Origin of the sequence: Vibrio splendidus (genome assembly GCF_003345295.1) — a bacterium.
GTDB classification, from domain to species: Bacteria; Pseudomonadota; Gammaproteobacteria; order Enterobacterales; family Vibrionaceae; genus Vibrio; species Vibrio splendidus_K.
Genome location: NZ_CP031055.1, coordinates 2,938,548 through 2,952,507, shown reverse-complemented (window position 1 = coordinate 2,952,507; position 13,960 = coordinate 2,938,548). Strand labels below are relative to the sequence as shown.

The window sequence follows — 13,960 nt, the reverse complement described above, 5'->3', positions numbered from 1 at the left end:
TCAGCTTAGGCTTGATTCGCTAGTGCCTGCGCGTAGTTTTCAGATACCGCATTCCAATTCACTACGTTCCACCATGCATTGATGTAATCAGGACGACGGTTTTGGTAGCTGATGTAGTAGGCGTGTTCCCAAACATCGAGTGCAAGAATGGGCTCGCCATTACTGGCAACCGTATCCATCCACGGATTGTCTTGGTTCGAAGTCGAGATGATCTTCAGTTGTCCTTCTTCAACCACTAGCCAAGCGAAGCCTGAACCAAAGGTATTGATTGCCGCTTGAGCGAACTGATCTTGGAATGTCTCGAAATCTCCGAAAGTACTTTTGATAGCCTCGCCAAGCTCGCCCGTGGGTTCACCACCACCGTCTTGCGACATGCAGTTCCAATACAAGATGTGGTTGTAGTAACCGCCACCATTGTTACGAACCGCTGGGCTGTGCTGAGAAATGTTAGCGAAGATCTCGGTCAGAGACTGTTGCTCTAGCTCGCTGCCAGAAATAGCCGCAACAAACTTATCGTAGTAGGTTCTATGGTGCTTGCTGTAATGCACTTCCATCGTCTTAGCATCAATGTAAGGTTCTAGGGCGTCGTAAGCGTAGGGTAAAGTAGGGAAAGTGTGTGACATGGTAAATCCTCCTTAATTAGAGGACTTACCATAATGATAATAACAATCATTATCAACTGTGATCTTTGTGGGGGTATTATACCGGCAAGATTGGTAGGGTGATTTCGAGTTGTAATCCACCGAGCTGGCTACGGCTTGCAGTGATGGTTCCGCTGTGCTGGCGAATCGCACTTTCTGTAATGGTGAGGCCAAGCCCAGTGCCACCTGAATTACGATCGCGTGCCGTTGAAACTCGGTAGAAAGGTCTGAAGATAGAATCCAGTTCATCCTCCGGTACACCATCACCGTTGTCATTGACGCAAATCGTCAGCTGATCTTGGACAACATGGAATTGCACATCGACTTGGTCTTTACCGTAGTAGATAGCATTGCGCGTAATATTGTCTAAGGCACTCATCAGCAGCTTAGGATTACCTGAAATAGAACGTTCTGGGATCTCTGAAAACGTCAGTAATTTACCCATCTGTTCAGCTTCAAACTCTGCATCTTTTAAGATCTCTTCCCATAAGCTCGAGATAGGTTGCACCTCGCGAGTGATGTGGCTGTCGACCTGCATACGAGATAGCGTCAGTAGCTCACTGATCATTTGTTCCAAACGCTGCGCTTCGGTATCAATACGTTCTAATTCTTGGCTCTCACCTTGCTTACGAATTGCCAGTGCATTGGCCATACGTAGACGAGTCAATGGCGAGCGCAGTTCGTGTGAGATATCAGAAAGTAGTCGCTGCTGCCCAGAAATCATCTGGTTTACCGCTTCCACCATTTGGTTAAAGCTTTCACCCGCTTGTCTGAATTCTGATGTGCCTTTTTCAAGTGTTGGATCAACCTCAAATTGCCCTTTTGCTACACGCTGCGCTGCGCGTTCAAGCCTACGTGCGGGTTGACTCAATGCCCAAGCTAGCCATAGCAATAGCGGGGTACTTGCTAGCATTACCGCAAGCAACAGCTGTAAAGGTCTATCAAATAGTCGTAGCAAAAATGGCGGTGGTTGGTTCCATTTTACTCCGGCATACATCAGTAATTCTTCACCAGCGAGTGTGATAGGTACTGGCCCTGCCACCATGTAGTGTCCGTATAGTTTCTGTTTTGGTACTTCAGGGTTATCAATCGAGGTAACAAAGTTGCGAATCGCCTTAAGTTTATAGTCCGAATGTCTTTTCGACGTAAGGACAGCACCTTCAAGGTCGGTTAAATAGATACGAGCACGAGAATCCTTGCGGCTACGTGGTGCCTCAAGTTGGAACACAATTTTGCCTAGATTAGGTTCTTTGGCGTAGCGTTTCTCTGTGATTTTAGCGATACGCTCGAGTTTATCGAGGTGATCTGCGGGCACGTCTCGCGCCACTCGAGGGTCTAAATGGGGAAGTGACAGCACCGACAAAAGCACCAGTAACATGGTGAACCAAAAGATAGCAAAGATACGTCCATATAAGCTGGTGATTTTAGGTATACGCATTAATCTTCCTCTACCAATAAGTAGCCACGGCCTCGTAAGGTTTTGATTCGTGATTTACCGTCACTGCGCTCGGGAATTTTCTTACGCAGGTTGGAGATGTGCATGTCTATCGCACGGTCAAACGCCGCCAGCCTTTTGCCTAAAACATCCAAGCTCAGTGCTTCTTTGGTGATCACTTGTCCCGGGTTTTGGATGAGATGGCTCAGCAAAGCGAATTCTGTGGTGGTGAGATCGATAATCTGTCCATTACAGTAAGCCTCTTGTTTGCCAGGGAAGACTTCGATGTCTTGGTATTGAATGGTGTCGCTGGCTGATTTAGGCGCAGTGTTAGTCTGTGTTCGACGTAAGATGGCACGAATACGAGCGAGCAGTTCTCGGTCACTGAACGGCTTTGGCAAGTAATCATCTGCACCAAGTTCAAGGCCAATAACACGGTCGATCTCTTCGCCTTTGGCAGTCAGCATCAATACCGGTGTTTCCCAGTTCTCTCTCAATTTCTTTAGCGTTTCCATACCGTTAAGGCGCGGCATCATCACATCCAAAAGAATCAGATCAACCTCATCATTGATAGCGTCAAGCCCCGCATAGCCATCATTGGCTTCGGAAACAGTGAAGCCCTCAAAGCTCAGGATGTCTTTAAGTAAGCTGGTTAGTTCTGTGTCGTCATCAATAAGAAGAATGTTCGCCATTGGGAAGCCTTAATCGGTTATCTACTATTTACACGTTAATAATACTGCTAATTATTCGTCAACTTTCACTCTTTACGATTCTTTACGCTTTCTAAACGTCGCTTTACGAGGGAAAGACTAATCTATATCTAAGCGCTGAGAAACAGACGCAACACATGACTTATTATACCGAATTGAGGCAACAATTATGAAAATGACTAAGAAACTTGTACTAGCAGCTGCGGCACTTCCACTAATGTTAGGTACAGCAAGCGCATTCGCATATGGCGGCGGCGATAAAGGCGACCACAAAGGCATGCACGGTAAATGTGGCGGCTTCGATAAGAAAGTGATGCGTCAACTAGACCTGACGGATGCTCAAAAAACAGAACTAAAAGAGATGCGCGAAGCGAACCGCGCTGAGATGAAAGCAAAACACTCAGGCAACAAAGCCGATAAAATGGCGCAAATGAAAGCGCATCACGAGAAAGTTCAAGATCTAGTTCTCGCGGATACTTTTGATGAAGCTGCAGCAAACGACCTAGCAAGCCAAATGGTTGAGAAGCAAACAGAGCGTCGCGTAGCAATGCTTAAGAAGCAACACCAAATGATGAGCGTACTAACACCTGAGCAAAAGACTCAGCTGAAAGAAATCCAACAAGAGCGCATGGCGAAGTGTGCTGACAAAATGGAAAAACGCATGAACAAAGACAAGTAATTCATGGCTTGAGAAAGCTGAATTGATTGAAAGTGTTTAGAAAGAAGCGGCCTAGTGCCGCTTTTTTGATCTTTAAAAATGAATGTATTACATCATGGCTGTCATATTCAATCGGTTGTTTGCGGGTTATACTTTGTGCTATCAGTCACTTTATAGCCAATTTATGAAACAAGAATACGCACGTTTAGTTACGCTCGCCGCTTGGGCTGCCACCATCATTGCCTCCATATTATTGGTTGTGAAGGTTGCTGCGTGGTGGGTGACAGGTTCAGTCAGTTTATTAGCTTCTGTGGTCGATTCGCTGTTGGATATCGCCGCTTCTGTCGTCAATCTGGTGGTGGTTCGCTACTCTCTTCAGCCTGCCGATAAAGAACATACCTTTGGCCATGGTAAGGCAGAATCTCTTGCTGCATTAGCGCAGGCAATGTTTATTTCCGGTTCCGCTTGTTTCCTTATTCTTAATGGTATTGAGCGTTTCTTCCGACCGCATGAACTGAACTCTCCTGAAATTGGTATTTATGTCAGCTTGTTCGCGATCGTAATGACCTTTGGTTTGGTTCGATTCCAAAAACATGTTGTCAGCAAAACGGGCAGCCAAGCGATAGCCGCCGATTCACTGCATTATCAATCCGACCTTTATATGAATGCAGCGATCATGCTCGCGCTAGCACTGAGCTGGTTTGGCATTGGTCAAGCGGACTCGGTATTCGCGATTGGTATCGGTATCTACATTCTTTACAGTGCCTACCAAATGGCAACAGAAGCCATTCAATCTTTGCTTGATAGAAAGCTGCCAGATGAAGAATTAAAACAGATAAAAGAGACATCGCTGAGTGTGGAAGGTGTGCTTGGCGTACATCAACTAAGAACGCGTCGTTCAGGGCCTGTTCGGTTCATTCAATTGCATTTAGAACTCGAAGATAATATCCCACTTATTGAAGCGCACCGCATTTCTGACGAAGTAGAAGACAAGCTTATCTCCGTTTTTCCTGATGCTGATGTATTAATTCATCAAGACCCGTATTCGGTCGTATTTGGACCCGAGAAGCAGCAGAAATTTCACTCATGGTAAGCGGGCTAAAAAAAGGTAGGCAAATGGTAAGTAGGTGGCTTTTGAACTAAAGTGAGTAAAAATTACTAATTCTTCGGTGATTCAAAAACCACCTTAGTAACAATTAATGTTGATTCTGATGTGAATCAACAAAGTTACTGAGTAAAACTGTAATACTCTTACAGAAGTAGAAATGTTACATAATTTTACGCGATTTAAGTGCTATTCCTGTTGAGGAAATGTAACATAACGCACAAATATAGATTTAAAATCTTGTTGATATACAATCAGCAAGAATAAGAATTGAATAATAGATTCCCAAAAATCGAGGGTGAGCATGATTAAGAAGATCGGTGTTTTGACCAGTGGTGGTGACGCTCCAGGCATGAACGCAGCAGTTCGTGGTGTAGTTCGTACTGCGCTATCAGTTGGCATTGAAGTTTACGGTATTTACGATGGCTACCAAGGCCTTGTTGAAGACCGTATCGAAAAGCTTGACCGTTCAAGCGTATCTGACGTCATCAACCGCGGCGGTACTTTTTTAGGTTCTGCACGTTTCCCTGAGTTCAAAGACGTTGCTGTTCGCGAGAAAGGCATCGAGAACCTTAAGAAACACGGTATCGAAGCACTTGTTGTTATCGGTGGCGACGGTTCTTACATGGGCGCTAAGAAACTGACAGAAATGGGTTACCCATGTATCGGTCTTCCAGGCACAATCGATAACGATATCGCGGGTACTGACTACACAATCGGTTACCTAACAGCGCTTAACACTGTTATCGATTCAATCGACCGTCTACGTGACACGTCTTCTTCTCACCAACGTATTTCTATTGTTGAAATCATGGGCCGTCACTGTGGTGACCTTACGCTTATGTCAGCAATTGCGGGTGGCTGTGAGTACATCATCACACCTGAGACTGGCCTAGATAAAGATCAGCTTATCAGCAATATCCAAGATGGTATTGCGAAAGGTAAGAAGCACGCAATCATCGCTCTAACTGAGTTAATGATGGATGCGAATGAACTAGCGAAAGAGATCGAAGCTTCAACAGGTCGTGAAACTCGTGCAACGGTTCTTGGTCACATCCAACGTGGTGGTCGCCCGACTGCATTTGACCGTGTACTGGCTTCTCGCATGGGTAACTACGCTGTTCACCTTCTTCAAGAAGGCCACGGTGGTCGTTGTGTTGGTATCGAGAAAGAAGCGCTTGTTCACCACGACATCATCGACTGTATCGAGAATATGCAGAACCCAGACCGTTCTGAGCTGTTCCGCGTTGCAGAAGAGTTGTTCTAAGACACGCTTAGCGTTCGCTTAAAATATTAAAAACCGCTGATTGTTCAGCGGTTTTTTTGTGCCTGCCATTTGGATTTTAAGCTTGAATCTCAAATTACAGCCAATAAAAAAGGCCAACCTAAGTTGACCTTTCATTTAATCTAAACGGTGAAGTTTAAATTAAGCTTTTGCTTCAGCTGCTGCTTTAGCGATAGCTGCGAAGCTTTTCGCGTCTAGAGCTGCGCCGCCAACTAGAGCACCGTCGATGTCTGGTTGTGCGAAGTAAGCTGCTGCGTTTTCTGGCTTAACAGAACCGCCGTATTGGATAACAACTTTCTTAGCAACGTCTTCAGATTTCTCTGCGATGTGTGCACGGATTTGAGCGTGGATGCGTTGTGCATCTTCAGCTGTAGCTGCTTTACCAGTACCGATAGCCCAGATTGGTTCGTAAGCGATGATAGCGCCTTCAAGAGCTTCAACACCTTGAGTGTTGATAACAGCGTCAAGTTGACGAGCACATACAGCAACAGTTTCGCCTGCTTCGTTTTGTGCATCAGACTCACCGATACAAAGAACTGGAGTTAGGCCGTTCTCTTTTAGGAATGCGAATTTCTTAGCAACGAATTCGTCAGACTCAGCGTGGTATTCACGACGCTCAGAGTGACCGATGATGATGTGAGATGCGCCGAACTCTTTAAGCATTGCTGGAGACATGTCGCCAGTGAATGCACCGCTGTTGTTTAGGTCAGAGTTTTGAGCACCTAGGATGATCGCGCTGCCCGCTTCAGTAAGCGTACGCTCAGCAAGATCAACGAAAAGTGCTGGTGGAGCAACTGCTACGTCTACGCCTGTTACGCCTTCAAGTTCAGCGTTAAGACCGTTTAGTAGATCAACAACCATTTCTTTGCTGCCGTTTAGTTTCCAGTTACCCATAACTACAGGATGACGCATAGGAATATCTCCAAAGTATTTAAATAAATCGAATGTAAAAAAGTAAACTTTATTACGAAATAATATAACAGAATAATATCAACAGATCATGACTGTGGTCATGACTTTCTTGGATCTTACTCAATGGTCAGAGTAGATTTTGAGCATATATCAGTGATCCGGCAGACAGAATAATAGCTAACTTCTCGGATTTTTCATCGTTAGTTGCTATTAAGGGACAAACGATTGCGTTAACAATAGGAAGTAATAATGCCGAATCTAGTTCTAGAGTACTCAAATTCAGTGGATGAGCGAGTGAATATCCAAGGTTTACTGGAAGACCTTCATCAAGTTACATTAAACTGTGGTTTGTTTGATGTACCTTCTGTGAAGTCTCGTTCACTGCGCTGTCATAACTGGTTGGTCGGTGATGAAGAGGACAATGTGGATTTTGTTCATATTAGCTTTGAGTTACTTTCAGGACGTACCGAAGAACAGAAAAGAGAATTGTCGCGTTTGTTGATGCAAACCCTACAAGAACAGGCAAGCCATATCCGTAGCCTAACGGTCAACATACGAGATATGGATAAAAGTTGCTTTCAGAAAGTGATGAACTAGCTAAAAAGAATCAACTAACTAAAAGTGATTAACTGACTATTTGCTGCTAACTTTTTGGTAGCGTATTAATTTTTTGAGTATTTAAGATGTCGATGAAAGATTTACTGCTCTCTTTCAAGGGGAGAATTGGTCGTAAGACTTACTGGATTTGGAATGTTTTCTACTATGTAGCGATTACTGGTTTTGCTTCCGGTATTTCTGTTCTGTTCCCTGCATATTCCTATATCCTGCTACCAATCTTCCTACTGTTGCTGGTTATCCCAGATCTTGCAATTACCGCTAAACGCTGGCACGACCGCAATAAGTCGAACTACTGGCTGTTGTTGAACGTGCCACTCGTGCTTGGGCGTTTGGCTTCGCCAATGGTAGCAACGACAACAGAGTCGGTATCGCCAGTTCATATGGCGGCAACCGTTGCAGCATTAGTATGTGGTTTATGGATTTTGATTGAATGTGGATTGCTCAAGGGAACTGAAGGCCGTAATGATTACGGTGACGACCCAGTGTAAAGATTGAATGATTGAGAAATAAGAAGGGAGCATTGTGCTCCCTTTTTCTTTTTAAGGCGTTTTTCTTTGAATGGTTTTTGTCGCTAGTCCCTTTCAACGGTTAGTACATTTCAACAGTTAGTATACTTTAACGGTTAGTACATTTTTGGCTCTGTATTTGGCCTGAAAGGCACGACATTTTCAGGCAGAGATTCTTCAAAATCGCAGCGGCCTTTGAGTGCATCTTGGAATTTACAGACCTGACAGCGCAGCTCTTGCATCAGAACAACATTAGCGTGATGTGGATTCTTGCAGCGGCTGACGACTAAATCGATATGACTTTGTTGAGCGCGAAGCCTGTTTTGCATGGTCTCTGAGGCTGAGCAAATCATCTGTTCGCACATCTCGTGTTTGAATTGATCGAATGCTTTCGGATCGCTTTTCGCGAGTTGGACCAGTTCATCAAAAGGGGGCAGTTTTTGATTGGGCTGTGGATGTGCCATGATTCCTTCCTTAGCATTAAGCATGTTTCATATGCTTTAAGCTTAAGAAAGAAATTTGTACAAATTTTGATCTATTGGTGTTTTCTCAATATTGAGACAGGATCAGTAACTTGGCGTTAGGGTATAAGTACAACGACGCTCGCCAGTAATGATGTGTTCAGTGCGGCTCACATGACATTCATCTTTGAGTAATTCTTTGAAAACATTGAGCTCAGATTGGCACAGGCTAGGGCAGCGAGTTGCAGCTTTGCAGATAGGGCAGTGGTTCTCGATCAAGATGTAGTGATCGTCATGCTCTTGAAGTTCTGCCATGTAGCCTTCGTCTTCACGCAGCTGGGTGAGTGTTTTAAGTTTGCTGAGCAGCGAGTCACAATCAGACAGCGCGGTTTGATATTGCTTAAGGGTGTGTTGTTCGCGCTCGGCCGCAACCTTAGCTAACCCCTCTTTACCAAACAGATTCTCGACAGCGTCGATCACTTGAATGGTGAGTTCACCGTGTCGATCTGAAAATTGACCATGGCCTTGTTGAGTCAGGGACCAGTGGCGAGTCGGGCGACCCACTTTTACTTTAACATCATGAAACGCAAGAATACCGTCATCTTCCAGGCTTTGCAGATGTTGCCTTGCACCCATTGTCGTCATGCCAAATTCTTCTGACAGTTGTTTCGCGGTTACCGCGCCTTGACGCTTAATGGTCTGTAAGATTTTGTCGCTTGTTTTCATACTATCTCTACCTAATGAACCTTACTATTATGAGGCAAGGTGTTTATAAAGCAAACCATTTACTATGGTGCAGGTGAAATGCACAGATTATTGATGACCAATAAAACAAAAGGCTGATACTTGGTATCAGCCTTCGAATGTTCTGCTTGAGCGAGTTTAGGTCTACAGGATGTGACCGATTACTTCTGGGTCTTTACGCTCTAGGTAGTGGATAGATTTGATGCGGCGAATCGTACGGCAGCGACCACGGATAAGCAGTGTTTCTGTGGTTGCGATATTACCTGTACGTGTGATGCCCTCTAGAAGGTCACCCTTAGTAATACCGGTTGCTGAGAATACAACGTTGTCGCTACGAGCCATGTCTTCCATCTTCAACACGATACCCGCCGTTACGCCCATTTCAGCACAACGCTCTAGCTCAAGCTCACCGTGTTTGCGGTTCTCTTCTGTATCGCCTTTTACTTCATGACGAGGAAGCAGACGTGCGTGCATGTCGCCGTCGAGTGCGCGAATAACCGCAGCCGAAACCACGCCTTCAGGCGCGCCGCCGATGCAGTACATTACGTCGACTTCGCTGTCTGGCATACACGTGAGGATAGAAGCTGCAACATCACCGTCTGGCACTGCGAATACACGAACACCCATTGCTTGCATGTCGGCAATCACTTGATCATGACGTGGCTTAGCCAGTGTGGTTACTACCAGTGTATCGAGTGTTTTACCTAGTGCTTTCGCAATGTTTTCTAGGTTTTCTGTCAGTGGCAGTTCTAGGTCAATCACGCCTTTTGCGCCAGGACCAACAACCAATTTTTCCATGTACATGTCAGGTGCTTTTAGGAAGCTACCTTTTTCGCCTGCAGCCAAGACAGCCAATGCATTTGATTGACCCATTGCTGTCATGCGTGTCCCTTCAATTGGGTCAACGGCGATATCTACTGCATCACCGCCAATACCGACGTTTTCACCGATGTATAGCATAGGTGCATCATCGATCTCACCTTCGCCGATAACGATCTCGCCGCTAATTTCGGTTTTGTTCAGTAGGCTACGCATTACTTCTACAGCAGCGCCATCTGCAGCGTTTTTATCGCCGCGGCCAAGCCACTTGTAACCAGCTAGTGCTGCACCTTCAGTGACACGAGAGAATGACATTGCTAAATCGCGTTTCATGCGGACTCCAAAATTTTCAAAAGGGGAATAGAAATTTCGCGGCGAATTTTACCATATCCCAAAGGAAACGTTTGCCTTTTTGTTTTTTGGGGATTGCTCTTGATCAATTTGCGGGTGAAAACAGGTAATATTCATCAAAATAATCAGTCTGTTGTCGCGGTAGTAATAATTCACGTCAATATTCGGTAAAAAGCGCTGTTTTTTTCATCGAATGGCGCAAAATATCGAATATATTGAGTGTTTATCCTTGCTCTGCTGAGTAGAATGGGGAAATAAGTGGAGTAGACCTTCACCATCAAACGGATAACTTAAAGGTAGGCCAGAATGTCTTTTGAAGTACTAGAGCAGCTAGAAGCAAAAATTCAAACAGCAGTAGATACAATTGCACTTCTTCAAATGGAAGTGGAAGAGCTTAAAGAAGAGAAACAAGCACTAGCAACAGAAGCTGGTGAGCTTAAAGAAAGCCGTCACGAGCTAGAGCAAAAAACTCAGCAAATGCAGGAAGAGCATTCAGCGTGGCAAGATCGCATCCGTAACCTTCTTGGTAAAATGGATGACGTAGAGTAATTGACTCTTCAGATTTAAAAAAACGCCCGCTACTGAGTAGCGGGCGTTTTTGTTTGTATTCTTATGCTTCGTGTTCTTATGGTTTGTTTTATTATTTGAAGCTGAGTGAGAGTTACTCGATCTCTTCTTCTTCAACATCCAGATCAAGTTCTACATCTAAAGGCTCTGCCGAAAGAATAATGCCGGTGTTGTCAGCGTAGAGGTAATCTTCCGGTAAGAAGGTTACGCTGCCAAAGTTGACCGGTACGTCCAATTCGCCGACACCTTCTTGGCTCGCACCAACAGGGATTGAAGCCAAAGCCTGAATACCAATGTTCATGTCTTCTAGCTCATCGACTTCACGAACGCAGCCGTAAACCACAATACCTTCCCACTCATTGTCTTCGGCAAGTAGGGCAATCTCAGCATCGATCAGCGCTTTGCGTAGTGAGCCGCCACCATCGATTAACAACACACGTCCCAAGCCATCTTGCTCTAATACGGAGCGAATTAAAGCATTGTCTTCAAAACACTTTAATGTCGTGATCTGTCCTGCGAAGGATGCACGTCCACCGAAGTTGCTGAACATGGGCTCCACGACATCAACTTGATCCAAATATATGTCGCACAGTGCTGAAGTGTTGTATTCCATTAGTATACCTTTTGAACAATGAGCTTACTTTGAGTATATCGGTGCTTGATCCCTTTGCAATGATTAGTCTCATTTAACTCAATAGAGTTTGAGCTACGACAACCCCTGCAAACAATAGGTTAGTGACCAGTGAGCATTTCACAATCACCGGCATCATTGGTGCAATCTGCGCTGGTTTTTCGGTTTCCCAAACGGCCTTGCCATGCTTATAAACAATAATAATGCTCAGTAAAAACGGCAGGCTGATCCAGACTGGCTTTTCTTGAATCAGTAGGTAGATAGCGAAAGATGCAAGGGCGAGCCCAAGCAGTGCAAAATGATAGTGTTTGGCTTTGCGTTGCCCTAGGCGAACCGCCATGGTGCGCTTACCACATTCGCTGTCGTTCTCGATATCACGCATGTTGTTGATGTTGAGTACCGCAACCGCCATTAATCCACAGCCTAAAGCCGGAAGAAATAGGCTTGGCTCAACATGACCAGTGTGTAGGAAGTATGTGCCTGAAACGCCTAACAAACCGAAGAAGATAAATACCGATAAGTCGCCAAGGCCAATATAACCATAAGGTTTATTGCCCACGGTGTAAGCGATGGCAGCCATTATGGCTAATACGCCTAACGCGATGAAAGATAAGATGCTTTCAATCGATGTTAAGGCATGAAAAATAAGAATCAGCCCAGCGAGCATGGTAAACACGATGTTGAGGATGATGGCTTTCTTCATAGTTTTCGCGGTCACCGCGCCGGATTGCATTGCGCGTGTTGGCCCTAGACGGTTTTCATTGTCGGTGCCTTTTACTGCGTCGCCATAGTCATTGGCTAGGTTCGACAGGATTTGTAATAAGGTGGCAGTTAAAAAAGCCAGTAGGGCTATTGATAGAGAAAACTGACCGCCGGCGAACGCTAAACTACTTCCTGTAAGAATAGAGACAAGTGCGAGAGGCAGAGTTTTTGGTCGTGCGGCATCAAGCCAAATCAGTAGAGATTGTTTCATCGTAGGTCTATTTCTTTGTAAGTCTTCGTTTCAAACTGTGATTTGAGTATACGCCCATTTTTCGGGTAATAAAAAGCCCACTCGAAAGTGGGCCTTGAATTCGCTTATTAGCTGCTATTTCTTTGAGATAGAGCAATAAGTTGGAGTTTTGTGTGCTACAGGATGAAGCGACTTAGGTCTTCGTCTTCCACGAGCTCGCCAAGCTTAGATATTACATAAGCTTCATCAATCAGCAATTTACTGCCTGCTCGGTCTGTTGCGTCAAATGAAATTTCATCCATTAGGCGCTCCATGACTGTGTGTAGACGACGCGCACCGATGTTTTCAGTAGTTTCGTTCACACGCCATGCTGCGTCTGCAATTTGGTTGATGCCATCTTCAGTGAACTCAATGCCAACATCTTCTGTTTTCATCAGGGCAATGTACTGTTCTGTCAGTGACGCCTTTGGTTCAGTAAGAATACGTTTGAAGTCGTGTGCTGATAGTGCTTCAAGTTCTACGCGGATTGGTAGACGACCTTGCAGTTCAGGGATCAGGTCAGATGGCTTAGCTACTTGGAAAGCACCTGATGTGATAAACAAGATGTGGTCAGTTTTAACCATGCCGTGTTTCGTTGATACTGTGCTGCCTTCGATTAGAGGCAGTAGGTCGCGCTGAACACCTTCACGAGATACGTCTGGGCCTGAGCTGTCGCCACGCTTACAGATTTTGTCGATCTCATCGATGAATACGATGCCGTTATTTTCAGCGTTGAAAATCGCGCTCTCTTTTAGCTCTTCTTGGTTTACAAGCTTTGAAGCTTCTTCTTCCGTCAGTGCTTTGAATGCGTCTTTGATTTTCATCTTACGCTTTTTCTTGGTGTCGCCCGCTAGGTTTTGGAACATGCCTTGCAGCTGGTTGGTCATCTCTTCCATACCCGGAGGTGACATGATTTCAACGCCCATTTGCGGTGCGGCTACATCGACCTCGATCTCTTTGTCGTCTAGCTTACCTTCACGCAGTTTCTTGCGGAAAATCTGACGAGTGTTTGAAGAGGTGGTGTCTTCCGTTGATTGCTCGTTCTGACCCCAAGCATCACGTGCTGGTGGTAGAAGGGCATCAAGAATGCGTTCTTCAGCTTGTTCTTCAGCGCGGTACTGTACTTTTTCCATCGCTTGTTGGTGCGTCATCTTGATCGCAACGTCCGTTAGATCACGGATAATGGTCTCAACCTCTTTACCAACGTAGCCAACTTCGGTGAACTTAGTCGCTTCTACCTTGATGAACGGCGCATTAGCGAGTTTCGCTAGACGGCGAGCAATTTCAGTTTTACCCACACCCGTTGGGCCAATCATAAGGATGTTCTTTGGTGATACTTCAACACGCAGGCTTTCTTCAAGCTGCATACGACGCCAGCGGTTACGCAGTGCGATAGCCACTGAACGCTTAGCGTTGTCTTGGCCGATAATGTGGCGATTGAGTTCGTGAACAATTTCGCGAGGAGTCATTTCAGACATGGTTTTTCCTTAATTCTTTAATCACTGTTGAATACAACGTTATTGATG

General features: G+C 45.2%; 16 protein-coding genes. 6 read left to right on the top strand and 10 right to left on the bottom strand.

What is annotated here, in order from left to right:
• Positions 1-5: 5 nt before the first annotated feature.
• From DUN60_RS13190 to DUN60_RS13180, 3 genes are all read right to left on the bottom strand, one after another.
• The gene (locus DUN60_RS13190; RefSeq protein ID WP_054548233.1) at positions 6-623 is read right to left on the bottom strand and encodes a superoxide dismutase; all 618 of its coding nucleotides are present in this window, start codon (positions 621-623) and stop codon (positions 6-8) included.
• A 76-nt stretch (positions 624-699) separates the two neighbouring features.
• On the bottom strand, positions 700-2,079 hold the full coding sequence (gene cpxA / locus DUN60_RS13185) for an envelope stress sensor histidine kinase CpxA (RefSeq protein ID WP_065682698.1): 1,380 nt from the start codon (positions 2,077-2,079) through the stop codon (positions 700-702).
• Positions 2,079-2,768, bottom strand: coding sequence for a response regulator (locus DUN60_RS13180; protein ID WP_114634079.1), 690 nt, complete (start codon positions 2,766-2,768; stop codon positions 2,079-2,081). Before DUN60_RS13180 ends, cpxA begins: the two co-directional genes overlap by 1 nt.
• 187 nt (positions 2,769-2,955) lie before the next feature.
• Here DUN60_RS13180 and DUN60_RS13175 point away from each other — a divergent pair, with 187 nt between their 5' ends.
• From DUN60_RS13175 to pfkA, 3 genes are all read left to right on the top strand, one after another.
• Entirely contained in the window at positions 2,956-3,465 is a 510-nt protein-coding gene (locus tag DUN60_RS13175; RefSeq protein ID WP_065207420.1) for a CpxP family protein, read from the top strand.
• A gap of 163 nt (positions 3,466-3,628) precedes the next feature.
• Positions 3,629-4,537, top strand: a complete 909-nt coding sequence (fieF, locus tag DUN60_RS13170) for a CDF family cation-efflux transporter FieF (RefSeq protein ID WP_026012358.1) — start codon at positions 3,629-3,631, stop codon at positions 4,535-4,537.
• Positions 4,538-4,853: 316 nt separating this feature from the next.
• Positions 4,854-5,816 carry a 6-phosphofructokinase gene (gene pfkA, locus DUN60_RS13165; RefSeq protein WP_004729705.1) on the top strand — a complete coding sequence of 321 codons (963 nt, stop codon included), beginning with the start codon at positions 4,854-4,856 and terminating at the stop codon, positions 5,814-5,816.
• Positions 5,817-5,975: 159 nt separating this feature from the next.
• On the opposite strand, the gene tpiA is transcribed toward pfkA, so the two are convergent.
• Positions 5,976-6,746: a triose-phosphate isomerase gene (tpiA, locus tag DUN60_RS13160; protein WP_004729704.1), complete on the bottom strand. Its 771-nt coding sequence runs from the start codon at positions 6,744-6,746 to the stop codon at positions 5,976-5,978.
• 249 nt (positions 6,747-6,995) lie between these two features.
• On the opposite strand from tpiA, the gene DUN60_RS13155 reads away from it, so the two are divergent.
• Positions 6,996-7,343: a 5-carboxymethyl-2-hydroxymuconate Delta-isomerase gene (locus tag DUN60_RS13155; RefSeq protein ID WP_017077592.1), complete on the top strand. Its 348-nt coding sequence runs from the start codon at positions 6,996-6,998 to the stop codon at positions 7,341-7,343.
• Between the two features lie 86 nt (positions 7,344-7,429).
• A complete protein-coding gene (locus DUN60_RS13150) occupies positions 7,430-7,852 on the top strand; it encodes a DUF805 domain-containing protein (protein ID WP_010435371.1) in 423 nt (140 codons plus the stop codon).
• A 134-nt stretch (positions 7,853-7,986) separates the two neighbouring features.
• On the opposite strand, the gene DUN60_RS13145 is transcribed toward DUN60_RS13150, so the two are convergent.
• The 3 genes from DUN60_RS13145 to glpX form a co-directional block, all read right to left on the bottom strand.
• Positions 7,987-8,334 (bottom strand): DUF3135 domain-containing protein, encoded by a 348-nt coding sequence (locus tag DUN60_RS13145; RefSeq protein WP_017077594.1) that lies wholly within the window; start codon positions 8,332-8,334, stop codon positions 7,987-7,989.
• 102 nt (positions 8,335-8,436) lie between these two features.
• Entirely contained in the window at positions 8,437-9,057 is a 621-nt protein-coding gene (locus DUN60_RS13140; protein ID WP_114634078.1) for a helix-turn-helix transcriptional regulator, read from the bottom strand.
• A gap of 162 nt (positions 9,058-9,219) precedes the next feature.
• On the bottom strand, positions 9,220-10,227 hold the full coding sequence (glpX, locus tag DUN60_RS13135) for a class II fructose-bisphosphatase (protein ID WP_004729697.1): 1,008 nt from the start codon (positions 10,225-10,227) through the stop codon (positions 9,220-9,222).
• Positions 10,228-10,551: 324 nt separating this feature from the next.
• Between glpX and zapB the strand changes: the two genes are divergently transcribed.
• Positions 10,552-10,794 carry a cell division protein ZapB gene (gene zapB / locus DUN60_RS13130; protein WP_004729696.1) on the top strand — a complete coding sequence of 81 codons (243 nt, stop codon included), beginning with the start codon at positions 10,552-10,554 and terminating at the stop codon, positions 10,792-10,794.
• 112 nt (positions 10,795-10,906) lie between these two features.
• Here the strand turns inward: zapB and rraA are convergent, their stop codons facing one another.
• The 3 genes from rraA to hslU all read right to left on the bottom strand — a co-directional run bounded on the left by rraA (position 10,907) and on the right by hslU (position 13,912).
• Positions 10,907-11,425 carry a ribonuclease E activity regulator RraA gene (gene rraA, locus DUN60_RS13125; RefSeq protein WP_004729695.1) on the bottom strand — a complete coding sequence of 173 codons (519 nt, stop codon included), beginning with the start codon at positions 11,423-11,425 and terminating at the stop codon, positions 10,907-10,909.
• Positions 11,426-11,498: 73 nt separating this feature from the next.
• The gene (locus tag DUN60_RS13120; RefSeq protein WP_114634077.1) at positions 11,499-12,416 is read right to left on the bottom strand and encodes a 1,4-dihydroxy-2-naphthoate polyprenyltransferase; all 918 of its coding nucleotides are present in this window, start codon (positions 12,414-12,416) and stop codon (positions 11,499-11,501) included.
• Positions 12,417-12,571: 155 nt separating this feature from the next.
• Positions 12,572-13,912 carry an HslU--HslV peptidase ATPase subunit gene (gene hslU / locus DUN60_RS13115; RefSeq protein WP_004729693.1) on the bottom strand — a complete coding sequence of 447 codons (1,341 nt, stop codon included), beginning with the start codon at positions 13,910-13,912 and terminating at the stop codon, positions 12,572-12,574.
• Positions 13,913-13,960 lie beyond the last annotated feature (48 nt).

Bases quoted from the DNA above. Each gene is read 5' to 3' on its own strand.
- DUN60_RS13190 (WP_054548233.1), bottom strand. From the start codon at position 623: ATGTCACACACTTTCCCTACTTTACCCTACGCTTACGACGCCCTAGAA.
- cpxA (WP_065682698.1), bottom strand. From the start codon at position 2,079: ATGCGTATACCTAAAATCACCAGCTTATATGGACGTATCTTTGCTATC.
- DUN60_RS13180 (WP_114634079.1), bottom strand. From the start codon at position 2,768: ATGGCGAACATTCTTCTTATTGATGACGACACAGAACTAACCAGCTTA.
- DUN60_RS13175 (WP_065207420.1), top strand. From the start codon at position 2,956: ATGAAAATGACTAAGAAACTTGTACTAGCAGCTGCGGCACTTCCACTA.
- fieF (WP_026012358.1), top strand. From the start codon at position 3,629: ATGAAACAAGAATACGCACGTTTAGTTACGCTCGCCGCTTGGGCTGCC.
- pfkA (WP_004729705.1), top strand. From the start codon at position 4,854: ATGATTAAGAAGATCGGTGTTTTGACCAGTGGTGGTGACGCTCCAGGC.
- tpiA (WP_004729704.1), bottom strand. From the start codon at position 6,746: ATGCGTCATCCTGTAGTTATGGGTAACTGGAAACTAAACGGCAGCAAA.
- DUN60_RS13155 (WP_017077592.1), top strand. From the start codon at position 6,996: ATGCCGAATCTAGTTCTAGAGTACTCAAATTCAGTGGATGAGCGAGTG.
- DUN60_RS13150 (WP_010435371.1), top strand. From the start codon at position 7,430: ATGTCGATGAAAGATTTACTGCTCTCTTTCAAGGGGAGAATTGGTCGT.
- DUN60_RS13145 (WP_017077594.1), bottom strand. From the start codon at position 8,334: ATGGCACATCCACAGCCCAATCAAAAACTGCCCCCTTTTGATGAACTG.
- DUN60_RS13140 (WP_114634078.1), bottom strand. From the start codon at position 9,057: ATGAAAACAAGCGACAAAATCTTACAGACCATTAAGCGTCAAGGCGCG.
- glpX (WP_004729697.1), bottom strand. From the start codon at position 10,227: ATGAAACGCGATTTAGCAATGTCATTCTCTCGTGTCACTGAAGGTGCA.
- zapB (WP_004729696.1), top strand. From the start codon at position 10,552: ATGTCTTTTGAAGTACTAGAGCAGCTAGAAGCAAAAATTCAAACAGCA.
- rraA (WP_004729695.1), bottom strand. From the start codon at position 11,425: ATGGAATACAACACTTCAGCACTGTGCGACATATATTTGGATCAAGTT.
- DUN60_RS13120 (WP_114634077.1), bottom strand. From the start codon at position 12,416: ATGAAACAATCTCTACTGATTTGGCTTGATGCCGCACGACCAAAAACT.
- hslU (WP_004729693.1), bottom strand. From the start codon at position 13,912: ATGTCTGAAATGACTCCTCGCGAAATTGTTCACGAACTCAATCGCCAC.